Annotated in this window: 22 protein-coding genes, 1 tRNA gene and 1 riboswitch; of the genes, 8 read left to right on the plus strand and 15 right to left on the minus strand. The window is 63.6% G+C overall.

Going from position 1 to position 22,544, the window contains the following annotated elements:
* Nucleotides 1–25: 25 nt before the first annotated feature.
* From QUV21_RS07665 to QUV21_RS07710, 10 genes are all read right to left on the minus strand, one after another.
* On the minus strand, nt 26–724 hold the full coding sequence (locus tag QUV21_RS07665) for an ATP-binding cassette domain-containing protein (protein ID WP_300854043.1): 699 nt from the start codon (nt 722–724) through the stop codon (nt 26–28).
* The gene (locus QUV21_RS07670) at nt 711–2,255 is read right to left on the minus strand and encodes an ABC transporter permease subunit (protein ID WP_300854044.1); all 1,545 of its coding nucleotides are present in this window, start codon (nt 2,253–2,255) and stop codon (nt 711–713) included. The genes QUV21_RS07665 and QUV21_RS07670 overlap by 14 nt, the downstream gene beginning before the upstream one ends.
* Nucleotides 2,231–3,214 carry a thiamine ABC transporter substrate binding subunit gene (gene thiB / locus QUV21_RS07675; RefSeq protein ID WP_300854045.1) on the minus strand — a complete coding sequence of 328 codons (984 nt, stop codon included), beginning with the start codon at nt 3,212–3,214 and terminating at the stop codon, nt 2,231–2,233. Before thiB ends, QUV21_RS07670 begins: the two co-directional genes overlap by 25 nt.
* A 35-nt stretch (nt 3,215–3,249) precedes the next feature.
* Nucleotides 3,250–3,360, minus strand: a riboswitch (TPP riboswitch).
* 38 nt (nt 3,361–3,398) lie between these two features.
* Nucleotides 3,399–5,189: a glycosyltransferase family 2 protein gene (locus QUV21_RS07680; protein ID WP_300854046.1), complete on the minus strand. Its 1,791-nt coding sequence runs from the start codon at nt 5,187–5,189 to the stop codon at nt 3,399–3,401.
* A gap of 8 nt (nt 5,190–5,197) precedes the next feature.
* A complete protein-coding gene (locus tag QUV21_RS07685; RefSeq protein ID WP_300854047.1) occupies nt 5,198–6,010 on the minus strand; it encodes a hypothetical protein in 813 nt (270 codons plus the stop codon).
* A gap of 239 nt (nt 6,011–6,249) precedes the next feature.
* Nucleotides 6,250–7,113: a glycosyltransferase gene (locus tag QUV21_RS07690; protein ID WP_300854048.1), complete on the minus strand. Its 864-nt coding sequence runs from the start codon at nt 7,111–7,113 to the stop codon at nt 6,250–6,252.
* 169 nt (nt 7,114–7,282) lie between these two features.
* Nucleotides 7,283–7,358: transfer RNA gene (locus QUV21_RS07695), tRNA-Thr, on the minus strand.
* Between the two features lie 93 nt (nt 7,359–7,451).
* Complete coding sequence (locus tag QUV21_RS07700; RefSeq protein ID WP_300854049.1) at nt 7,452–8,912, minus strand: heme biosynthesis HemY N-terminal domain-containing protein; 1,461 nt, start codon at nt 8,910–8,912, stop codon at nt 7,452–7,454.
* Nucleotides 8,912–10,036, minus strand: a complete 1,125-nt coding sequence (locus QUV21_RS07705; protein WP_300854050.1) for a hypothetical protein — start codon at nt 10,034–10,036, stop codon at nt 8,912–8,914. Before QUV21_RS07705 ends, QUV21_RS07700 begins: the two co-directional genes overlap by 1 nt.
* A gap of 56 nt (nt 10,037–10,092) precedes the next feature.
* A complete protein-coding gene (locus tag QUV21_RS07710; RefSeq protein ID WP_300854051.1) occupies nt 10,093–10,830 on the minus strand; it encodes a uroporphyrinogen-III synthase in 738 nt (245 codons plus the stop codon).
* A 44-nt stretch (nt 10,831–10,874) separates the two neighbouring features.
* On the opposite strand from QUV21_RS07710, the gene tsaD reads away from it, so the two are divergent.
* Genes tsaD through QUV21_RS07730 form a run of 4 tightly spaced genes read left to right on the plus strand, consistent with a single transcriptional unit; the run spans nt 10,875 to nt 13,604 of the window.
* On the plus strand, nt 10,875–11,960 hold the full coding sequence (gene tsaD / locus QUV21_RS07715; RefSeq protein WP_300854052.1) for a tRNA (adenosine(37)-N6)-threonylcarbamoyltransferase complex transferase subunit TsaD: 1,086 nt from the start codon (nt 10,875–10,877) through the stop codon (nt 11,958–11,960).
* On the plus strand, nt 11,957–12,913 hold the full coding sequence (locus QUV21_RS07720) for an NAD(P)H-dependent glycerol-3-phosphate dehydrogenase (protein ID WP_300854053.1): 957 nt from the start codon (nt 11,957–11,959) through the stop codon (nt 12,911–12,913). Before tsaD ends, QUV21_RS07720 begins: the two co-directional genes overlap by 4 nt.
* 2 nt (nt 12,914–12,915) lie before the next feature.
* Complete coding sequence (locus QUV21_RS07725) at nt 12,916–13,188, plus strand: YciI family protein (RefSeq protein ID WP_300854054.1); 273 nt, start codon at nt 12,916–12,918, stop codon at nt 13,186–13,188.
* A complete protein-coding gene (locus tag QUV21_RS07730; protein WP_300854166.1) occupies nt 13,185–13,604 on the plus strand; it encodes an EVE domain-containing protein in 420 nt (139 codons plus the stop codon). The genes QUV21_RS07725 and QUV21_RS07730 overlap by 4 nt, the downstream gene beginning before the upstream one ends.
* Nucleotides 13,605–13,928: 324 nt before the next feature.
* On the opposite strand, the gene QUV21_RS07735 is transcribed toward QUV21_RS07730, so the two are convergent.
* Complete coding sequence (locus QUV21_RS07735; RefSeq protein ID WP_300854055.1) at nt 13,929–14,270, minus strand: DUF2853 family protein; 342 nt, start codon at nt 14,268–14,270, stop codon at nt 13,929–13,931.
* Nucleotides 14,271–14,482: 212 nt separating this feature from the next.
* Nucleotides 14,483–15,865: an adenosylhomocysteinase gene (ahcY, locus tag QUV21_RS07740; RefSeq protein ID WP_300854056.1), complete on the minus strand. Its 1,383-nt coding sequence runs from the start codon at nt 15,863–15,865 to the stop codon at nt 14,483–14,485.
* Nucleotides 15,866–16,033: 168 nt separating this feature from the next.
* Between ahcY and QUV21_RS07745 the strand changes: the two genes are divergently transcribed.
* Both QUV21_RS07745 and QUV21_RS07750 read left to right on the plus strand, forming a co-directional pair.
* Nucleotides 16,034–16,978 carry a glycosyltransferase gene (locus QUV21_RS07745; protein WP_300854057.1) on the plus strand — a complete coding sequence of 315 codons (945 nt, stop codon included), beginning with the start codon at nt 16,034–16,036 and terminating at the stop codon, nt 16,976–16,978.
* A 12-nt stretch (nt 16,979–16,990) separates the two neighbouring features.
* On the plus strand, nt 16,991–17,581 hold the full coding sequence (locus tag QUV21_RS07750; protein ID WP_300854058.1) for an HD family hydrolase: 591 nt from the start codon (nt 16,991–16,993) through the stop codon (nt 17,579–17,581).
* 198 nt (nt 17,582–17,779) lie between these two features.
* On the opposite strand, the gene QUV21_RS07755 is transcribed toward QUV21_RS07750, so the two are convergent.
* The 3 genes from QUV21_RS07755 to QUV21_RS07765 all read right to left on the minus strand — a co-directional run bounded on the left by QUV21_RS07755 (nt 17,780) and on the right by QUV21_RS07765 (nt 19,376).
* A complete protein-coding gene (locus tag QUV21_RS07755; protein ID WP_300854167.1) occupies nt 17,780–18,094 on the minus strand; it encodes an H-NS histone family protein in 315 nt (104 codons plus the stop codon).
* Between the two features lie 70 nt (nt 18,095–18,164).
* The gene (locus QUV21_RS07760) at nt 18,165–18,719 is read right to left on the minus strand and encodes an ActR/PrrA/RegA family redox response regulator transcription factor (protein WP_300854059.1); all 555 of its coding nucleotides are present in this window, start codon (nt 18,717–18,719) and stop codon (nt 18,165–18,167) included.
* 30 nt (nt 18,720–18,749) lie between these two features.
* The gene (locus QUV21_RS07765) at nt 18,750–19,376 is read right to left on the minus strand and encodes an SCO family protein (protein WP_300854060.1); all 627 of its coding nucleotides are present in this window, start codon (nt 19,374–19,376) and stop codon (nt 18,750–18,752) included.
* 93 nt (nt 19,377–19,469) lie between these two features.
* Here QUV21_RS07765 and regB point away from each other — a divergent pair, with 93 nt between their 5' ends.
* Both regB and QUV21_RS07775 read left to right on the plus strand, forming a co-directional pair.
* The gene (gene regB, locus QUV21_RS07770) at nt 19,470–20,858 is read left to right on the plus strand and encodes a sensor histidine kinase RegB (protein ID WP_300854168.1); all 1,389 of its coding nucleotides are present in this window, start codon (nt 19,470–19,472) and stop codon (nt 20,856–20,858) included.
* An 84-nt stretch (nt 20,859–20,942) separates the two neighbouring features.
* Nucleotides 20,943–22,514: a PAS-domain containing protein gene (locus QUV21_RS07775; RefSeq protein WP_300854061.1), complete on the plus strand. Its 1,572-nt coding sequence runs from the start codon at nt 20,943–20,945 to the stop codon at nt 22,512–22,514.
* Nucleotides 22,515–22,544 lie beyond the last annotated feature (30 nt).

Genomic DNA, 22,544 nt, shown 5'->3' on the forward strand with positions numbered 1-22,544 from the left:
AAGCCCCGCCCCTTGGCGGGGCTTTTCATTTGGGGCCAAGATAGGCGCGCAGGGAAGGGGGCGGGTCTGCAAGCAGCCGGGCGGCATCGGCTGGCGGCTGGACCACCCCATCTGCGATGAAGGCAATGTCACCACCCAGGGCGCGGGCATCTTCGGGATCATGCGTCACCATCAGGACGGTCGCGCCGGTTTCGGCGGCCACCTCGCGGACAAGATCCAGCATCTCGCGGCGCAGCGCCGGGCCAAGGGCGGCGAAGGGTTCGTCCAGAAGCAGGATCGGCCGGGCGCGCAAGAGCGCGCGGGCAAGGGCGGCACGGCTGGCCTGCCCACCGGAAAGCTGTGCAGGGCGGCGCGCGCCAAGGCCTTGCAGGCCGGTGCGGGCAAGGGCTGCCTCGACAAGGGCGCGGTCTTCAGGCGAGAGCTTGAGGTCCGGGCGCAGGCCAAGGCCAAGGTTCTGCGCGATGGTCAGGTGCGGAAACAGGTTCTGGTCCTGAAACAGGATCGTGACCGGGCGCTCCCCCGGAGGGGTTGCGGCAAGATCCTGGCCCTGCCAGCTCACCGCACCTTCTGCGGGTGCCAGAAACCCCGCGATTGCGGAAAGAAGCGTCGATTTCCCGGCCCCGGACGGCCCCATGACCGCGATCCGCTGGCCGGGCCTGGCGGACCAGTTGGCGGTCAACCGGAAGTCGCCTTGCGTCAGGATCAGGTGGTCAAGCTGAAGCACGGCGGCCCCCGGCATCAAAGGCCCAGAACAGGGCGAAGGACAGGCTGACAAGCACCAGCGCCGCCGAGGCCGCAGCCTCCATCCGGTAGGCGCCGGTCAGTTGCTGGACGACAAGCGGCAGGGTGGCCTGCCGTTCCCCGGCAAACAGGGTGATGACACCAAGATCGCCCATCGACAGGGCCGCTGCCACCCCGGCACCAAACCCAAGCGGGCGGGCAAGGCGCGGCAGGATCAGCCAGCGCAACCGCGCCCGGCCGGTCAGGGAAAGGCTGTCGGCCAGACGGCCATAGCCAGCATGCAGCGCCTGCGCCTCGGGCAAGAGGATGCGGTATAGGTAGGGCAGCGTCAGCGCGGTGTTGACAAGGATGGTCACCGGCAGCGCCACCGACATGGGCGAGGTGAAGGGCTGCACGATCAGGAACAGCCCGGTCCCCAGCACAAGGCCAGAGGTGGCAAGGGGCAGGGTGGCCGCCGCCTCGATCGTCGGCTGCGGGCGGCGCGCCACCGCCAGCGCAAGGGTCAGGGCCGTGGCCGTGGCGATACAGGCGGAAACAAGGGCCACCACGATCGACCGGCCCGCCGCTGGCAGCACGGATGCGGGCAGGTCGGCAAGGCCGGGCATCCCGCGCAGGATCACGGCCATGAGCGGCAGGATCAGGAACAGCGCGGCGGCCAGAAGGGCAAGGATATCCCCCTCCCGACGCCAGCCAGCCGGGGCGGGAAGCTGAATATCGCGGTCAAGCCCGGTGCCAAACCCGGCCGGGCGCACGACGACCCATGCCACCAGCGCCGCCACGGCGCAGATTGCCACCTGCACCCCCGCCAGCCCCGCCGCGCGCGACAGGTCGAAATCGAACCGCACGGCCTGATAGATCGCAAGCTCGATCGTGGTGGCCCCTGGCCCGCCGCCAAGGGTCAGGACCACGGCAAAACTGGTCAGGCAGATGATCAGGATCACCAGCACCACACCGGGCAGCACCTCGCGCAGCATCGGGCGTTCAAGATGGCGGAAGGTTTCCGCCGGGCCAAAGCCCAGCGACCCCGCAAGGCGGATACGCTCGGCCGGGATGGCAAGCCAGCCTTGCAGGATCATCCGGGTGGCAAGGGGCAGGTTCAGGAAGACATGGGCGAGAAGCACGCCTTGCAGCCCGTAGATCGGGACGACAGGCAGGCCTAGGCTGGCAAGTGTCTGGTTCAAAAGGCCGGCGCGGCCAAAGATGGCCAGAAGGCCAATCACCGCCACAACGGCAGGCAAAAGGAACGGCGCGCCCATCAGGGTGATCAGAAACCCCCGCCCGGGAAAGCGGCGGCGCGCAAGCGCCCGGGCCACGGGAATGGCCAAGAGGGTCGAGATCAGCGCCGACAGGACAGCCTGCATCACAGTGAACCGCACCGCCGCCCAATCGGCCGGGCCAAGCGACAGCCCGGCCCCCCGCGCCGCCACAGCGACAAGTGGGCCTGCGACCAGCGCCAGCAGCAAGGCTGCCAGCGCCAGCGCGGTCAGGTTCAGCGGGCGAGCGCGGCTTGCCATTCGGCCAGTGCCGCATCACGCGCGGATTGAGCCTCGTCGGCGGGCAGGAGCAGCGAGACCGCCGGGCGGAAGGCATCAAACCCTTCGGGCAGGCCCGCAGCCGGGGTGACAGCTGGATACATCCAGTTCGTTTGCGGAATGGCCGACTGGAAGGCATCGGTCAGCATGAAGGCAAGGAACTGATCCGCAAGATCGGTTTGATCGCTGGCGGCAAGTTTTCCGGCAACCTCGATCTGCATGTAATGGCCTTCATCGAACAGGGCGGCGGCCTTGGTGTCGTCACCCTCGGCAATCAGATGGTAGGCGGGCGAGGTGGTGTAGGACAGCACCATATCCGCCTCGCCTTCCAGAAAGAGGCCGTAAGCCTCGGACCAGCCGGGGGTGACGGTGACGATATTGTCAGCCAGCGCCGCCCAGATATCTGCGGCGCGGTCGCCGTGGGCGGCTTTCACCCACATCAGGAGGCCAAGCCCGGGGGTGGATGACCGGGGGTCCTGAATGACGATCTTCAGATCAGAGGCGGCAAGGGCGTCAAAGGACGTGGGCGCTTCGGGCAGTTTGGTGCGGTCATGGACAAAGGCGAACCAGCCCCAGTCAAACGGCAGGAACAGCGGGTCGTCAAAGGCTACGGGCAGGGTGGTCGTGGCCGAAACGCCATGCGGAGCGAAAAGGCCGGTCGCGGCGGCAGCGGCGATCAGGTTGGTATCAAGGCCAAGGACGATATCAGCCTCGGACGCGGCCCCTTCAAGCTGGACGCGGGCCAGAAGCGATGCGCCGTCGCCCGCAGGCACAAAGCGCAGGTCGCAGGCACAACTCGCCTCGAACGCTGCCTCGATGGCCGGGCCGGGCCCCCATTCCGAGGTGAAGCTGTCATAGGTCAGCACAGTCAGGACGGGTGTTTCCGCCAGCGCCGGGATGGCGATGACAGTCAGGCCCGCAGCAAGGAGTTTGGCTTTCATCAGTCTCTCCATGATGCGACGGAATGGTCGGGGATGGAGAACCCATGCACCTTCCCTCCGCCGGTATGATCCGGTTCAGGTTCGACGGGTTCGCTTTCGCATCTCAGCCGGCAGACAACATGTCCTTGGCACCCCGAGGTGAGGGTGAAGATACGGCAATGCACGGCAGGTGCAAGAGGGGGGGCTAGCTGCGCCGCAGGAAGAACGACCCGCCCGCCTCGCCGGCGGGATCCTCGGCAAAGCCGAGCGGCGAAAGCACCGGCGTCAGTTTCGCCCGCGCGCCCGCAAGCTCGGACGGCTCAAGGAAAGGCACAAGGATGCGCTGGACGCTGGCAAGACGGGGTTCGCTGAACGCGTCACCTGACAGCAAGGGGCCGGAAATGCGGATGACCTCGGGCCTTGTGGCGGCCAGCAGCCTTTCAAGCCCGGACCAGAGCCCGTCCGGGTTCAGGGTGCTGCGCGACCAGGTCAGATCTGCGGGATTGCCAAGGTTCAGCGCGGCGATCCGGCGGGAAAAGGTGACAAGCGACGGCCGCTCTTCGTGCAGCGTGACCCGCAGGTCCGGCAGGTTGGCCTTGGCGCGCAAGGCGGTGAAACCGATGCCGCAATCAAGATCAAGAAGGCTGGCCGACCCGGACAGAAAGCCTGCAATGTTGCGGCAATGCCTTCGGTCATACTTTCCGGCCTTCAGGACATCGATCGAGGCTGGGGTGAAGACACGGGGGTCAAGCGGCACCTTCAGGCCCTGATTTTCCACCACCTCGACGGGAATGTCGGCGGAAAGATCTGCCGAGCCGCTGACATAGGGTGACGCGAAGGCCGACCCCCAGCCGGGTGGCGGCGGGGTGCGCCGGTCTTCCGCCGGCGCCGCGGTGCCGCGCTGCTCCAGCTTGGTCTGGACAGCCTTGATCGCCTCACGGTCGCGCGGCTTTGGCGGCTTGGCGACCACCTGATTGATCGGCACATCCGACGCGGCGGTCAGCGAGTCCGCAAGCGACTTGAACGCTTCCGTCGGGCGCAGATCGGCCAGACGCGCCTCGACCCGGGCATGTGCGGCCTCGTGCAGGCGGCGCACCTCGTCATCCTTCAGAAGCTCGGCGATGATCTCGTCGCGGCGGTCCCTATGGCGGGCGACCTTCAGATCTTCCACCTCATTGCGGTCCTGCAAGGACCAGTATTCGGAATTGTACTTGTCCTTCTTGAGGTTCACATTGCCGCGCAGCTTGCGCAGGGCATAGGCGTCCATTGACTTGATCGCGTAGTGATTGACCTGCCCCCAGTCGAAGCCCACCGTGCGGCGGATCGACCGCCAGCCGCGCAGCTTGAACCATTCTTCCAGCGGCCGCCCCGACCCGTTCACCCAAAGCACGCTGGCCGGGTAATCGGTGTCCTTGTGCTGTGACTTGATGATCGGCCGATGCACGCCGGGCCGCAGATACTTGGGGTCATAGCGAAACAGGGTCTTGGTCCCCCAGCCCATGAACCATGATTCCGGCGCGGCGCTGGTGAACTGGTCGGTGACGGGAGCCCGGCTCCAGTCGCGGATCCTGGCCGATCCGAAGACCCGCCATGTCATGACCATGGCCTGCGCGTTCATCGCGTTCAGATCCCCGACCAGCCCGTCGAGCGTGCCAGAGGGATGGTTGACCACCATGAATTCGTCGGCATCAAGAATCAGAACCCAGTCGGAGGCGCGGACCAGCGGATCGTCTGCCGCGTGCTTGAGCATGGAAGGCTGCGGTTTGATCCCTTCGGGGATCGCGTTGACGCGGTGATAGACGCCGATATCCATCGCCTCCAGCCGCTGAAGCAGGGTATCGGTGCCATCGGTGCAGTCATTGGTGTAAACGATGACCTGCGTGAAGCCGACCGCCAGATGATGCGCGACCCATTCCACCACGAAGGGACATTCGTCCTTCATGGTGGACAAGGCCAGCAACGTCCCGTGCGGGCTGGTCTGCTTTGCGAAAGCCATCGCCCGGGCTACTCTTCCAGCGCCGCAGAGGGGTCGATCTCCAGCTTCTCGCACATGCGGTCGGCATAGCTGCCCTTGAGCGGAGCATTCTTGCGCCACCACGGCCGGGTGCCATTGGTGTAAAGATGGACCGACAGCGTCCGGTCGGTGAAATGCCCTTCGACGTTGCAATGCGGGTCGTAGAACACGTCATTCAGCTGGAACGGCACCGGATACAGCGTCTCGGGCGGCATCGCCTTTTCAAAATCGCCGGTCTTCTGCGCGAAATGGGTAAAGGCCTGCGGACCAAAGGCGGTGCGTTCAGTCTGGTAGATGCGCACGGCCTTTGGCAGCGACGAAGGCAACTTGTCCATCTTGCGCTTCTGCTTGTTGCCCCACCATGCGGGATAGTCCGGCAGGTTGTCGTAGTAATTCAGCAACTCATCCATAAGCCGCCCGGTCTGCGGGATCGCCACCACGCCGCAGTTCAAGGCGCCCCGCATGCCGTGGCCTGCATAGATATGTTCCTGATCCTCGGGGAAGGGCCGGTGGCAGAAGGCATCACAGTCAATCCAGATCGCGCCGGTCTTCTGGATCATCTTGTAGCGAAACACGTTCGACAGGAACGAGGCCGAGGTTTCGGCCACGATGTCCCGGTTGATCTCCATGATCTCGGAGGCAGGGCGAACCTCGACCCCCGCCGGCACGTTCCTGACCGTATCGGTGCAGTAAAGTGTCACCGGATGGCCCTGCACCAGATGCGATTTCAGGCAAAGCTGGTTGAGGTAATGCAAGGTCTCGCCGATCCAGAGCGAGGCGACAGGGCGGCGGGTCAGGTTCATTCAGCGTGCCTTTTCATGGGCCTGTGGCAAAGACGGGCGATGCGGAGGGGAAAGTGGTCTGCACCGTCCGCCGATTTCCGGGCCGTGGCAGGCAAAGAGACGTGGCCGGTCATCGCGGGATCCTTGCAGGAGGCAGGCGGACGCTACCACGCGGCTTTGCGCCAGTTCAAGCCGGGCATCGGGACGGTGTGTCAGGTCATGAGCCCTATGTGCCATGCGGCCATGCCGGATTTCCCGGCTCATGCCGTGGGGGTATCCGGCCCGGCACTGCCTTCGGATGCCGCGTCAATCCGGGCGGCGGCGCGCATGATTTCCTCCAGCCGCGCGCGACTGAAGCCGGGAAACTCGGACTTCAGGATTTCGTCGACACTTCGGTGGCCGGCTGGCGTATCATATTGAGGATCACCCTCGATCATCTTCCTGATGTGCCTCGATTGGCGCGCCCGCGTGTCGTTGCTCTCATGGGCGGTGTGCAGATAGGCATGACACAGCGGGTCCAGCAAGGATCTGTCATTCCGGTGCAATTCAAGGTGCTTGCCAACATAGGGAACCCTGAGTTGGCCCGGAACACCGATCCGGCAAAGGGCAATCGCGATGTAGGGGGCATATTCCCGCATCAGATGGACCTTGTCATCCCAGTAACTGACATGAAGGCCACGCGGAAAAGACAGGATTCCCACATGCGGGGCAAGATCGCAGGCCGCCGCAATCCGGTCGATGACGCTTGCGCCAATGGCGTCATCATCATCCAGACGGAAATGCGCAGTCGCATATGTCAGTCCGGCCGTCTGCTGTTGCTGCCAGGGTTGGAAAGCGCGAACCACATAATCCACATCGCTGTAGACGATATCGATCTGTGGGATCCGTTCTACCGAGGCCGCAAGTCTTTGCTTGTAGACATCTGGCATGATTGTCGAAGCCAGCACGGCAATACGGAAATCCTTGTTTGTCTGCGCGGCAATTGAAGGAAGACAGATGTTCTCGAACAGATGGAAGCGCCGCTCCATCCTGACCGGATCATAAAGCTCTCTTGCGATTTCCGCCTGGTTTCCTGCCGTTCGGCTGGCCCGCGCGTCGCTTCGCCCGGCATAGGAAAATCTCATATAGCCAAAGACCCGCAAGCAAGACCCCACTGCCGGATGAACGGAAAAGCGATATCAGGCGGGGGAACCCAAGTAAATCCGCCACTTGCGAGGGGGCGCCGTCAGCGCTGTCCTGCGCTGCCGGTCCCATGCCGCCGACACTGATGAAGCATGGAGTTTCCAGAGAAGGTGGTGCCGCTGAAGGGACTCGAACCCCCGACCCCATCATTACGAATGACGTGCTCTACCAGCTGAGCTACAGCGGCCTTCTTCTCTTGCGCAGGTGAACCTGCCACTGACGGACGCCGGTCCGGCAATGTGGGCAGGCTATTAGCACCGCCCAACTGCGGTGTGTAGCCCTAATTTGCGCGGCGTGCGATCTCGTCCAGCGGGGGTTGATCGGGTTCTGGCGCGGGTTCCGGTTCTTCGGAAGGGGGCGGTGCGGGGCGGGCTTCCATCAGGGGCAGAAGTTCGGCCAGCCCCGGGGGCGCGTCCGAGGATGGCGGTGGTTCGCGCCACGACAGCGTATCGAAGCTGCCGCAGTTGTCACAGACCGGGTGCCACGCGGCGTGGATCGCCTGACATTTGTCGCAGCACCATTGCGGGCCGCGCGGAGCGGCGATGGCTTGGGCCACCAGCCCGCGAACGACGGAATCTTCCGCACCTTCCCCCCGGGAGATGGCCGCCAGTATGGCCAGTGACCGCTGCGTCGGGTGCCGGGTCGCGGTATCGCCAAGGGCGCGGCGGGCGGCGGGGAAATCTTCGGTGGCGATCAGAAGTTCGGCCAGCAGCATTCTGGTCTCATCGCTTTCCGGGCGCAGCGCCGTAAGCGTTCGGAAGCGTTTCAGCCGGTCAGCGGGGGTTTCGTCCGGTTCGATCTCGGCAAAGGCGGCGGCAAGGTCAGGGTGGGGCATCACCTCCCACGCCTTTTTCAACACGCGTGTGGCGTGCTTCTTGTCGCCCTTTGTCACATAGCCGCGCGCGGCCATCGCGGCGGCGGGGATCAGGTCGGGTGACAGCCGGTTCGCCTCGATCGCGGCTTCGCGGGCCTCGATGCTTGCGGTATCGTCGAAAACGGTCTGGGCCTCTTGCAGCGCCAGCACCGCATCGCGGCGGCGGTAGACATCCTTTGGCAAGGCGCCGGCCTTCAACTTTGCCCCAAGCGTTGCCCGCGCACCGGACCAGTCGCCCGCGTCCGATTGCAGCTTCAGCAGGATATCCTGGGTTTCGGCATGTTTGGGGCGCAACTGGAACGCCTTCTCCGCCAGCTTGAGCGCTAGTTCGCGATCCCCTTCCGCCAGCTTTTGCTGCAACAACCCGCGCACGCCGACAAATCGGGTGCTGTCGTCGGACAGAAGTACCTTGTAGGCCTCCGTCGCGCGCTTGCGGTCGCCTGCGGCCTCGGCGGCCTGTGCGACCAGAAGGGTCGTCAGTTCCGGTTTGCCCAGCAACCGTTCCGCCGTCTGCGCCCGGTTCAGCGCCAGCCGCGCCTCACCCGAGGCAAGCGCCATCATCCCTTCGGACAGGGCGCGATAGCCCTTACGCTCGCGGTTGCGGTTGAAATAGCGGGAAATGGCGGTTTCATCGCCGTTCAGGAAATGGATCGTCGCGGCCAGCAAGCCCAAGAGCTTAAGCAAAAGCCAGACCGTGATGAAGATCAGAAGGCCCAGGATGACCGCCTGCATCGGGCCGATGGTAAATTCCCATCCCGCCACGATGATCTGCATTGCCCCGCCGGTTTCCGAAAGCGCGCCCGCGCCCAGCGCCAGGGCGGCAATTGTCGCCACGAACAGGATGACCTTGGTCAAGGACCACAGCATCACAAAGCCCCCGCCAAAACCGCTTCAACCGCCAGCCGCGCCTTGGCTGACGCGATCCACTCTTCAAATGGGGCCTGCACATCCGGGCCAAGCGCGCCCAGTTCCAGAACGGCATCGGCAAGCCGCCCTTCAGCCAACGCAAACTCTGCGCGCGACAGAATGGCGTCCGGGTCTGCCCCGTCACGCGGGGTCAGGGACCGCGCCCCGGTCTGAGCCGCCAGAAAATCCACCAGCCGCGTAGTCCAGCCTGAGTCACTGGCATTTGCACGGGCAATCAGAAGCGCCGCGCGCGCCGACTCCGGGAAATCTGCCTGCAACTGGGCCAAGGGTGCAACACCATCGGCATATGGAGTCAGCGCCGCCTGAAGCTGTGCATCGGCAACCGCTTCCAGTTCAGCGGCGAACCCGCGGCCCGCGTTGACCGCCGCCGTCAGCACCTCAAGCGCGCGGGCCTGTGCTGCCGCTTCGGCAAGGGCCGCAGCTTCCGCTGCCCGGGCCTGGGCTTCGGCCTCCACCGCGGCCAGCCGGGCAAGCGCCGCGTCCACTTCACCCGTATCAGCCCCGCTTGCGGGCAGGTCTGCAACCTTCCGTTCAAGGTCGGCCAGCTTTGACGCCAGCGCTGCGGCAGAGGCATCGCCGCCCGTTGGCAGCGTCTCGATCACCAAAAGCCGACGGTCAAGGTCGTCCAGACCAGACAGATCAGGGGCAGGCGCTGCCTCCAGCGCTGCAACCCGGTCCGCAAGTCGGTCAACCGCTTGCCGCAACCCGCTTTCAAGACTGGCCCGTCCCGAGTCCAGCGAGGCAATCGCCGCGTCCAGCTTTTGATCAAGCGCGGCGATTTCGGCCGATCGGTCCGGCGCGGCGAGACCAAGGACGTTGAAATGCGAAAGCCCGAAGCCACCAAGCGCAGCCATAGCCCCGCCCAGAAGCGGCCCAAGAACCCCCGAGCGCCGCGCACGGGCTTTCAGTGCCGCTGGCGCGGGGTCGTCGAGGACAGCCCCGGCCATGTTGTCGGCCACGGACTCCACCACCGCATCGGCACTGGTGTCTTCCGGTGAGGGCAGTTCTGGCCCGTCCACCGCCTCGGCGGGGGTGTCGGTTGCTGAGTCCGTGCGTCTGGTCATGGATCGGCCCTTTCGCCTGCGGCCTATGTCCACCTAAGCACTGGCAGCCCTTGGGTTCAAGGCGCGGAGCGCAATTCCAGTAGCCGCCCGACTGCCTCTTGCATGGCGTCGGCATCTGGCCGCCGGGCCATTTCCAGCGCGGCATGGGGCAGACCGGTCAAAGCCGAGACCACGGCGTCGCTCATTGCGGCCAGCAGAAGTTCGGCGCAAAGCCCGTTTGGCAGGGCCGCGCGCAACAAGGTGGCGGTCCGGGGGGAAAACACGGGCAGGATCACCGGGCCGGGCTGGAGCAAGATCTCCACCGCTTCCGCCGTCAGGGGTTGGACTTGCTGACGGTAGAGGACGGCCGATTCAGTCTCTAATCCTGCGGAAATCAGCCTTTCGGCCACCTCGCCGCGGGTGTCTTCACCACGCAGGTGCAAAAGCCGTCCGGCTGGCGGATCAGCCAGAACCGCCGCCACCAGCGCGCTGGCGTCGCCATCGGCGGACGTGGCTTCAAACCCGGCTGCCTGCGCCTGCGCCGCCGTCCGGTTGCCAACGCAAAAGGCGCGCTTCGGCAGGGAGACGCCCAGTCGCGCCGCCGCCTCTACCCCGGTGGCAGAGGTCAGGATCACAGCCGCAAACGGCCCTTCCGGCAAGGTCGGGGTCAGATAGACCGGGGTCATCAAGGGGGTGATCACCGCCCGCACCCTTGGCCCGAACCGCGCGTCCAGCGCCCCGGCAAAGGCGCGCGACTGCGGCTCTGGCCGTGTCAGCAGTACGGGGATAGCGTTGCCTGTGGATTGTCTCGCCATGTGCATGGTGTTACCTGCCGTGCATCCATCACGCAACGGCGGCCATGAACCGGACCCTTACTCTTCTCGGCATCGAAAGCAGTTGCGACGATACCGCTGCTGCGGTCGTGCGTCTGACGCCCGGTGAGACCCCCCTGATCCTGTCGTCCGAGGTGTTGGGCCAGACCAGCTTGCACGCGGCCTTTGGTGGTGTCGTTCCCGAAATCGCCGCCCGCGCCCATGCCGAGCGGTTGGACGGCTGTGTCGAAGACGCGCTGGCACATGCCGGGGTCACGCTGGACGGGCTTGACGGGATCGCGGTGACGGCTGGGCCGGGCCTGATTGGCGGGGTGTTGTCGGGCGTGATGCTGGCCCGTGGCCTTGCCGCCGCGCGGAGGCTGCCCCTGATGGCGGTGAACCACCTTGCGGGCCATGCGCTGACGCCCCGGCTGACCGATGGGATAGGCTTTCCCTATGTCATGTTGCTGGTATCGGGCGGGCATTGCCAGTTTCTGCTGGTTGAAGGCGTGGACCGCTTTCGCCGTCTGGGTGGCACCATTGACGACGCCCCGGGCGAGGCGTTCGACAAGACTGCCAAGCTCCTTGGCCTGCCGCAACCCGGCGGCCCTGCGGTTGAGGCCGAGGCTTTGCTGGGCGACCCCAAGCGCTTTCACTTTCCGCGCCCTTTGCTGGACCGGCCGGGTTGTGACATGTCCTTTTCTGGCTTGAAGACGGCACTTTTGCGCGCGCGCGATGCGCTGATTGCCGAAAAGGGCGGGATCACCTTGCAGGACCGCCGCGACCTTTGTGCAGGCTTTCAGGCCGCCGTGGCCGAGGTTCTGGCCATCAAGACCGACCGGGCGCTTGCGATGGTGGGCGATGTCACAGCCCTTGCCGTGGCCGGTGGCGTGGCGGCAAACAAGACCATTCGCGCCATGTTAGAGACTGCTTCGGCCCGTCATGGCACCCCTTTTCTGGCGCCGCCCCTGCGGCTTTGCACCGACAATGCCGCGATGATCGCATGGGCCGGGATCGAGCGGTTGCGGGCGGGGATTGCGCCCTCGTCCGACTTTGTCGCCCGGCCGCGCTGGCCTTTGGATGACACAGCGCCCGCCCTGTTGGGGTCTGGCAAGAAAGGGGCCAAGGCATGATCGGCATCGTGGGGGCCGGGGCGTTTGGAACCGCTCTGGCCGTGGCCCTTGCCAAGGGCGGGCGGCGGGTGCGCCTTTGGGCGCGCGACCCGGCGCAGGTTCATGCCATGCAGGAAACGCGCCGGAATGATGGGGCCTTGCCGGGGGTGATGCTGCCTGAAAACGTCTCTGTGCATGCTGAAATCGCCGAAGTCTGTGGCGGGCAGGCGCTGCTGCTGTCCACCCCGATGCAAAGCCTTGGCGCGCTTTTGGACGCATGGCCGCAGATCGACACCCGTCAGCCCTTGGTGGCGTGCTGCAAGGGGATCGACCTTGCCACCCTGCGCGGCCCGGTTGCCCTCATCGAGACCCGCCGCCCGGGGGCAATGGCGGCCATTCTGACCGGACCCAGCTTTGCCGCCGACATCGCCAAGGGTCTGCCAACCGCCCTGACGCTGGCCATGACCAGCGATGGGGCAGCGTTGCAGGAACTTCTGTCCACCCCGACCCTTCGGCTTTACCGGACCGATGATGTCCGGGGAGCGGAATTGGGCGGCGCCTTGAAGAATGTGATCGCCATTGCCGCCGGCACCGTGATCGGTGCAGGGCTGGGCGACAGCGCCCGCGCGGCGCTGATGACACGCGGCTATGCCGAGATGGTGCGTCTGGCCACCGCCATTGGCGCAAGGTCCGAGACTTTGGCGGGGCTTTCGGGCTTTGGCGATCTGGTCCTGACCTGCACCTCTGCCCAATCCCGCAACTTCCGCTACGGCGAGGCTTTGGGGCGGCAAGAAGTGTTTGACCCCAATGTCACCGTCGAGGGCGTCGCCACCGCCCGCGCCGTGCGGAAGCTGGCCGAAGGCTTGGGCATCGACATGCCGGTCACGGCGATGGTGGATGCCCTTGCCCTTGGACAGATCAGCCTTGAAGATGCCATCGGCCAGCTGATGCGCCGGCCCCTCAAACAGGAATGACCATGCGTTTTGCCCTCGTCTGCCTTGATAAACCCAACGCCCTGCAAACCCGCGTCGAAAACCGCGCCGCGCATCTGGCGCATATCGAAGCCTCTGGCGTGGTCGAACAGGCCGGTCCCTTCATTGATGCTGCCGGGCAGATGTGCGGCAGTCTGGTGATCCTTGGAGTCCAGACCCGCGCCGAGGCCGAGGCCTGGGCCGAAGCGGACCCCTATGCCAAGGCGGGGCTGTTCCAGTCGGTGATGATCCAGGAATGGAAGCGGGTGATCGGATGAATTACTGGCTGTTCAAATCCGAGCCTGATGTCTGGGGCTGGGACCATCAGGTCGCCAAGGGCGATGAGGGTGAAGAATGGCACGGCGTCCGCAACTATCAGGCGCGCAATAACATGCGGGCGATGAAGGTTGGGGATCTGGGGTTCTTCTATCATTCCAACATCGGGAAAGAGGTGGTGGGGATCGTCGAGGTCTGCCGCGAAAGCACGCCTGACAGCACCACCGATGACCCGCGCTGGGACTGCGTCTGGATCAAGGCGGTTCGACCGTTCAAGCGCGCGGTCAGCCTAGAAGAGTGCAAGGTGCAGCCGGGGCTGGAAAAGATGGTGCTGGTCAACAACACACGGCTGTCGGTGCAGCCAGTGTCCCCCGAGGAATGGGAGATTGTCTGTCGGATGGGCGGTGTGGAGCCGTGAATGCGTTGCCCGCTTTCCAAGGCGGCGCTGAACAGCAGTATTGGGCTTTCCGGCCAAGTCTTTCTTGCCAAGTCGTTCCGGCAGGGCGACAATCGGCATTGAGTAATGGAATGGAGGGCGCCGTACCCCTACGGAACCCTCCACCCAACCCACGCGCACACCCCAAGCACCGCACGTGATCTGTAAAGGGTCCCGGGCGTCCTGCCCTGACAAGGCAGTGATGCGCCGAATCTGCTGCCCCCGGCAACACGCGAATATGGAAGCCTTTATTCAAATGCAGAGACCCGCGCCCAAGGCGCGGGTCTGTGGCGAGCCTTGGCGGCGCTATTTGTAGGCGGCTTCCTTGCCGAAATGCTTGACCAGCAGATAATAGAACACGGCACGGTACTTGTTGCGTTCGGACTTGCCGTAGGTGTCTACGGCGGCGTTGATGCCTTCCATCAAGGCAGGGCCATCCTGAAGCCCCAGCTTCTTGATCAGAAAGCTGTTCTTGACCCGCTCCAGCTCGGCCGAATCCGATGCGGCGACAGTCTGGGCATCATTGTCATAGATCGCAGGGCCGCAGCCGATGGTGACCTTGGTCAGAAGGGCCATGTCCGGCGTGATGTTGCATTTGTTCTTCAGATCGTCCGCGTATTTCGCGATCAGTTCGTCGCGCTTGCCCATGAGTTTTCCTCGTTCCGTTACCCGTCTCCGAATGTGGCGAGACCAAGGCAGCTTACGGAAACAGGATCAAACGGCAACGGGAAAGATCGTCGACCTTTCCCCACAGGCGGCATCACGGAAGATGCCGCCCCCGGGCCGCTCGGTTCCCGCGGGGGCCAAAGGGCCTTGCCGGCGGCCAAGAATTCCTGGCTGCCGGCAGGCTGATGCGGGGATCAGTAGCGGTAGTGGTCCGACTTGAACGGGCCTTCGGGTTTCACGCCGATGTAGTCGGCCTGATCCTTGCGCAGTTCGGTCAGTTTGACGCCAATCTTCTTCAGGTGCAGGCGGGCAACCTTTTCGTCCAGCGCCTTGGGCAGGATATAGACGCCGGGGGCGTAATCCTGGCCCTTGGTCCACAGCTCGATCTGCGCCAGCACCTGGTTGGTGAATGAGGCAGACATCACGAAGGATGGATGGCCAGTGGCGTTGCCAAGGTTCAGAAGGCGGCCTTCCGAAAGAAGGATGATCCGGTTGCCCGAGGGCATCTCGATCATGTCGACCTGTTCCTTGATGTTGGTCCACTTGTGGTTGCGCAGGGACGCGACCTGGATCTCGTTGTCGAAGTGGCCGATGTTGCCGACGATGGCCATGTCCTTCATCTCGCGCAGATGCTCGATGCGGATCACGTCCTTGTTGCCGGTGGTGGTGATGAAGATGTCAGCGGATGACACTTCGTCTTCCAGAAGGGTCACCTCAAAGCCGTCCATCGCGGCCTGGAGGGCGCAGATCGGGTCAACCTCGGTCACCTTCACTCGCGCGCCGGCACCGCGGAGCGAGGCGGCGGAGCCCTTGCCCACGTCGCCGTAACCGCAGACCACAGCAACCTTGCCAGCCATCATCGTATCCGTGGCGCGGCGGATGCCATCGACCAGCGATTCCTTGCAGCCGTACTTGTTGTCGAACTTCGACTTGGTGACAGAGTCGTTCACGTTGATCGCCGGGAAGGGCAGTTCGCCCTTCTTGTGGAGATCATAAAGGCGGTGGACGCCGGTGGTGGTTTCTTCCGACACGCCCTTGATGGCGGCCTTGGTCTTGGTGAAGAAACCGGGGGCTTCCTTCATGCGCTTGTAGATTTGCAGCTTGATCACCTCTTCCTCTTCCGAGGCGGGGACGGGGATGATCTCTTCGCCAGCTTCGGCGCGCGCGCCCAGAAGGACGTAAAGCGTGGCGTCGCCGCCATCATCAAGGATCATGTTCGCGCCCTCGGGGAACATGAAGGACCGGTCGAGGTAATCCCAGTGTTCGGTCAGGGTCTGGCCCTTGACGGCAAAGACCGGGGTGCCACCGGCGGCAATCGCGGCGGCGGCGTGGTCCTGGGTGGAGAAGATGTTGCATGACGCCCAGCGCACGTCGGCACCAAGGGCGGTCAGCGTCTCGATCAGCACCGCGGTCTGGATCGTCATGTGCAACGATCCGACGATGCGCGCACCCTTGAGCGGCTGCGAGGGGCCAAACTCTTCCCGGCAAGCCATCAGACCCGGCATTTCGGTTTCGGCGATGGTCAGCTCCTTGCGGCCGTATTCGGCCAGAGCAATGTCCTTGACGATGTAATCCATACGGTCCTGCCATGAGTGTTCTGCTTGCGCAGCCGCAAGCCGGTTTCTGATCTGGACCGGGCCATAGCAAATGCAGGCGCGCAAGACAACGCGACAGAGGCGTGCTTGGGCGAGCTTGCCAAAACGGGCAAGTTGTGAAGAGTGCGGGGAAGCCGAAAAGGAATGCGGATGACCCCCAGCCAACGCCATGACTGCGCTGTCGCCTTCTGCTGCGACCGGAAGTTCTTCCATCTGGCGCTGTTCATGATCCGCCAGATCGACTTTCACAATCCGGATCGCCGGTTTGATTTTGTCATCTCGACGGAAGACGATCTGCAGGTGCCGGATTGGGCGATTTCGTTGGGCATTGTCTTGCAAAGACCGGCGGCGCTGCCAGAGGTGGCGAACCATCCGAAGATGAAGGGAAAGCAGACCTGCCTGCACCGGCTTTCCCTTTCGCGCCAGTTGCAGGGGCGATATCGGCGCATCTTGTATATCGACAGCGACATGTTTGTCGAAGGCGGGGACTTCAACCGACTGTTCGGGATGGACATCGGATCACATGCGCTGGGTATGGCGCTGGATCTGCGCTATTTCATGGTCGCGGAATTCCACGCGCCCGAATTCAGGCTGGCCGGGCTTCCGGCCAAGCCATACGCGAATACCGGCCTGCAACTGATCGATACGCGCGCCTTTTGCGACCAGGAGATCGAGCAGCGCTCATATGACGCCCTGAAGACATATCCGCATGCGATCGAGCTTTCAGACCAATCGATGACGAACATTGCCCTGCAAGGGAAATTTGCCCAATTGGCACCGTGCTGGAACTGGCAGCTTAGCGCCCGCCTGCCGCTGGTCACGCTGCGCTATCCGGTCTTTGTGCGGCATTTCATCGCCGCGACAAAGCCGGACCGGGATTCCTCGGGCAAGCTCGACCCCCGGTTCAATCTGGCCTACCGCGAATTCGTGACCCGGTTCATGCCGGACTATTTGCCGACCATCTGCCCGCCTTGCGACCCGGCCCCGGTGTCCTTCAAGGATCTGTCGAAGATGGTCTTGAAACACGTTGGCGCCAGCCGTCTGATCGGTGACTTTCTGGCACGCTACCCTGACCCCTACCGCGCGAAGATCTGAGGGGGCGTGACGATGGCAGCGCGCGCCTGGCAGCGGATGTTATCGGGGCGCAGGCTGGACCTGCTGGACCCGACCCCGATGGATATTGAAGTGGAAGATATCGCCCATGGCCTTGCCTTTGTCGCACGGTGGAACGGGCAAACGCGCGGGGACTGGCCCTATTCGGTGGCGGAACATTCGCTCTTGGTCGAGGAACTCTTCAGCCGAGCCAATCCGGGCATTGCCGCCCGCTGGCAATTGGCAGCGGTGCTGCATGACGCGCCGGAATATGTGATCGGTGACATGATCAGCCCGGTCAAGGCGGCGGTCGGGCCGGGTTATGGTGAATTGGACCAACGGCTTTCAGTTGCAATTCACCTGCGCTTCGGGCTGCCCGCGATGCTGCCCCTGCCGATCAAGAAGGCGATCAAGACCGCCGACAGGATCAGCGCCTGGCTGGAAGCGGTGCGGATTGCCGGCTTTCAGGAGACAGAGGCCAACAAATTGTTTGGCAAGCCACAGCCAGAGGTCATCCGCGGGCTGGAAATCCGGTTGCGTCCGCCCAGAGAGGTGCGGGAAGACTATGTCGCAAGGGTGCAATCCTTGTTGCAGGCCAGCGTCTGAGGCACGAGACAGCCCAGCCTTGCGGATGATTTTCTTGAATGACCGGGATTGAATGGGCCATGGCGCGCCACTGACCGAAGCGGGACAATTTCTGCGCAATCTATGGTTCTATTCCGCAAGTCTGAGCGTTGCGGAATTCTCTCCATTCCAGCAATGACTGCAATCGCATGCCTCAGGCCTGCGATTGCAGCGCAAGGCTCAGATCGCCAGATCTTCCGGCTTCTTGCCTTTGGCCAAGGCCTCACTGAACCAGCGCGGCTTGCGGCCACGGCCGGACCATGTGTCTGCCTTGTTGGCCGGATTGGCATACTTGGCAACAGATGGCGAGCGTTTCCGGATTGCCGTGGCCCCGGTCAGTTCGGCAAGGGAAAAGCCCATGGCCCGGGCCTTTTCTTCAAGTTCAGCAAGGGCTTCACGCTTGCGGCGATCTTCATAACCCGCAATTGTCTTTGCCACCTGAGATTGCAGTTCCTTGAGCTCTTTCAAGGAAAGAGAGTGCAAGTCGATATTCAAAGTCCTATCCCCCTCGGATTTATTCGCCCAGTTGATAGGCGCATTGTCCGTGGATGGCAACATTGATGAATTATTTGGGGCTTCGCTTAGCAAGAATGCGCTGAAGCGTCCGGCGATGCATGGACAGTCGCCGCGCTGTTTCAGACACGTTACGTTCGCACATTTCATAGACACGCTGGATATGTTCCCAGCGAACCCGGTCTGCCGACATCGGGTTCTCCGGCGGCAGAGGCAGCGCCTCGCCGCGCGCCAGAAGCGCATTGGTCACATCATTGGCGTCGGCGGGTTTTGAAAGATAGTCGATGGCACCGATCTTGACGGCCGCGACAGCGGTGGCAATTGCACCATAGCCTGTCAGCACGACAATCCGGCAATCCGGCCGCTTTTCCCGCAAGGCCTCGATCACATCAAGCCCGTTGCCGTCTTCAAGCCGCAGGTCCACCACGGCATAGGCGGGGGGGTGCGCCATGGCCTTGGCCCGGCCTTCGGCAACGCTTTGGGCGGTGTCTGGCAGGAAGCCGCGCTTTTCCATTGCCTTGGCAAGGCGCTTTACGAAAGGCTCGTCATCGTCAACCAGCAACAGGCTGCGGTCGGGTCCGAGGTCTGCGCCAAGATCATCTGCCATGGGTCTTCCTTTGCTTGCCGGCGCGGGGGGTCAATTGCGGGCTGCGTCGGCCTGAAGAAAGCAGGCAACCCCCTCTGCCATTTGATCAGAAGTAACCTCGCGGCGGAAAAAATCCACAAAACCCGTGCCGGGCAGCATCAGGTAGGTGAAGGTGGAATGATCGACGAGATAGAATTCGTCCTCGGAGTCCTGTTTCTTGTAAAAGGTCTTGTAAGCCAGTGAGGCCGCCTTGACCTGTTCGGGCGATCCGGTAAGCGCAATCAGCTTGGGATGCATGTTTGCAGCATAATCACCCAGGGCTTGCGGCGTGTCACGCTCCGGGTCGATCGAGATGAAGACCGGGTTCACGTCAAACCCTTGTTCCTCAAGAATGTCGACGGCCTCGACATTGCGGGACATGTCGAAGGGGCAGACATCGGGGCAGAAGGTATAGCCGAAATAGACCAGCGCGGGTTTGGCCAGAACATCCGCATCAGTCACGGTTTGCCCGGCTGGATTGACCAGCGTGAATGGCCCGCCGATATCGCCCCCTGCGACATTGCCTTGTCGGCATTGCGCAAAGGCATCATCCTGCTGGCCAAGAAGAACATACCAAGCAGAGGCACCAAGGAGTGCCGCAACGGCTGCAGCAGCTACTGCGGCGTAAAGTCTGGTCATGGTGTCCCCCGTCGGTCGATCCCGCCGCATTGATCCCAGATGTCGGCGGCCTTAACAATGGGCAAGGCGGCGAAAGGGGCATCCGGTCACAGCATGGTCATGACGGGCATCACGCTTCCCGAACGCGAGCCGCGCGGCGATTGGGTGCGGCTGCGCACGCTGATCTTGCTGCGCTGGATGGCGATTGCCGGGCAACTGGCCGCGATTCTGGTGGCAGACCGGGTCTATGGCCTGCAATTGCCGCTAAGTCTGTGCTATCTGGCGGTGGCCGTGTCGATCATTGCCAACCTGTTTTCGATCACGCTTTTCCCGGAAAACAAGCGCCTGAACGAGGCAGAGGCATTTTTCACCCTGCTGTTCGATCTGGCGCAACTAGCGTTCCTGATCTTCCTGACCGGGGGGCTGACCAACCCTTTCGCGCTTCTGGTGTTGGCACCGGTCACGATTTCGGCCAGCACGCTGCGGCTGCGGTCCACGGTCATGTTGGGTGCCGCCGCGATCCTGCTGATTTCCGTCGCGGTATTCTGGCATGTGCCGCTGCGCTTTGCCGATGGGCGGGAACTGGTGATCCCCCGGCTGTTCGAGTTTGGTTTCTGGCTGTCGATCGTCATCGGCATCCTGTTTCTGGGCCTTTATTCCCGGCGCGTGGCGACCGAGATCCGCTCCATGTCCGAAGCACTTCTGGCGACGCAGATGGCTTTGGCGCGGGAACAGAAGCTGACGGACCTTGGCGGTGTGGTGGCGGCGGCCGCGCATGAGCTTGGCACGCCACTGGCCACGATCAAGCTGGTCAGTTCCGAGTTGATGGCCGAATTGCAGGGCCAGCCGGTCCTTCTGGAAGACGCCCGGCTGATCGGCGAACAGGCCGACAGGTGCCGTGACATATTGCGTGACATGGGCCGGGCGGGAAAGGATGACCTGCACCTTCGGCAAGCGCCGCTCAGCGCCGCCCTGCGAGAGGCCGCCGAACCGCATATGGCACGCGGCAAGCGGGTAGAGTTCAGCTTTGCCCCGGTTGATGGCAGCCCGGACCGCCAGCCCACCATCCTGCGGCGGCCGGAAATCATTCATGGTCTGCGCAACCTGGTGCAAAACGCGGTCGATTTCGCCCGCACGACCGTCTGGATCGAAGGTGAATGGACGGATCGCAGCGTGACCGTTCGGATCATCGACGATGGTGACGGCTTTCCTCCCAACGTGATCGGCCGGATTGGCGATCCTTTCGTGCGGTCCCGCCGCGACGCGCCGCAGGCCGCGCAGCGTCCGGGCTATGAGGGGATGGGTCTGGGCCTTTTCATCGCCAAGACGCTGCTGGAAAGGTCGGGCGCAGAACTGACCTTCGCCAACGCGACAGACCCGTTCCTGCCCCCTGAAGACCGGCCCGAGCGTTGTGGTGCGGTGGTCGAAGCAGTCTGGGCCATGGCCGATCTGGCAGCCCCGTCCGGCGTGGCGCTTGGCAAGAACCGACGGATCGAGGGATAGGCGATCCTCGTTCTCGTTAGCCTTAACCGTCAGTTAAGGAATTCCGCTCTAGGCTGGGGAAGCTTTAAGCGGGGGTAGTGTTTCATGTCCCAGGATTGGATTGCGGCTTTTGGCATGGTGCTTAGCGCCACGTTTGTCGTTCTGGCCAGCCTTGTCCTGCTTTCCGGCTGGCAATCCCGGCGGCAGGCACAGCCGGGCAGCCTGTTTAAACAAGATGCCCCTGCAACCGTCTTTCTGTTCCACGGCGAATGCCTTCTGGATGCCACGCCCGATGCGCGCGCGCTGCTGTCAGACGGAGATGAAAGCCGCGCGTGGTCGCGTTTGCTGGCCCGGTTGGGGCCGATGTTTCCCGGACTTGGGCCGGTTCTGGACAGCCTGCCACGCACCGGGCAGATGATGATCGCCTCGGCCCCGGATGTGGTGCCGCCCGTGCTGTTGCGCGGCGAGCATCTGACCGGGCTGACCCGCCTGACCCTGATCGACAGCGCCGCCGAGCAGCGGCAAGGCGTTGCCGACAGTGCGGCAGTCGCGGCCTTGCAACAGGAAGTGCAAGCACAGCGCACAGTGCTTGCGCGGGCGCCGGTGGTGATGTGGCGCGAGGCGGCGGCGGGCGAGGTGATCTGGGCGAACCACGCCTACCTGATCCGCGCGGTCGAGCTTTTGCCGGGGAATGAAGACCTGTCCTGGCCGCTGCCAAGGTTGTTTGACGATGCAAGGGATGCTGCCGGTCGGTCCACGCGGATCAAGCTGCAAATGCAGGGTGGGGCGGAATGGTTTGATCTGATCCGCGTGCCTTTGGGCGACGAGGTGCTGTGCTATGCCCTTGCCGCCAATACCGCGGTGCAGGCCGAAACCGCGCTGCGCGAATTCATGCAGACCCTGACCAAGACCTTTGCCGACCTGCCGATCGGCCTTGCCATCTTTGACCGGGCGCGGTTGCTGCAATTGTTCAACCCGGCCCTTGCGGACCTGACGGCCCTTGCTCCGGATTTCCTGATCTCGCGCCCGACGCTGTCTGCCGTGCTTGACGCGATGCGCGCCAAGGCGATGATCCCTGAACCCAAGGATTACCGCAGCTGGCGCAAGCAGTTGACCCGGCTGGAGGAAGAGGCCTCGATGGGCCTTTTCGAAGAAACCTGGAGCTTGCCCGGCGGTCAGACCTACCGTGTGATCGGGCGGCCGCATCCGAACGGGGCCTTGGCCTTCATGTTCGAGGATATCAGCCATGAAATGACCCGGACGCGGCGGTATCGGGCCGATCTGGAACTTGGCCAATCGGTGATCGACGCCGTGGATGAGGCGGTTGCGGTCTTCTCTCAGGGTGGGCAACTGGTGATGTCCAACACCACCTATGCGCAGCTTTGGAACCATGATCCTGCGGTGCTTTTGTCGGATGCCGGGATCGGTTCGCTATGCGCTTGGTGGCGGGACCATTCGGCCCCGACGCTGCTTTGGGATGACGCGACCGATTTTGTGACCCAGCTTGGGGACCGGACGGCGTGGGATGGCGAAGTGCGGCTCTTGGACGGGCGACTGGTTTCGTGCCGTTTTCGCCCGCTGACGGGCGGGGCGACGCTGATCACCTTCCGCCCTCGCGTCGCCGAGGCCGTTGGCGCGGTGCTGGAGCCGGTAATGTCAAAAGGGATGCGCGCCTGACCGGCTTGGGCCGATGTTGTGGCCCGAGTT

The sequence above is a fragment of the Tabrizicola sp. genome, from assembly GCF_030373185.1.
Classification (GTDB): domain Bacteria; phylum Pseudomonadota; class Alphaproteobacteria; order Rhodobacterales; family Rhodobacteraceae; genus Tabrizicola.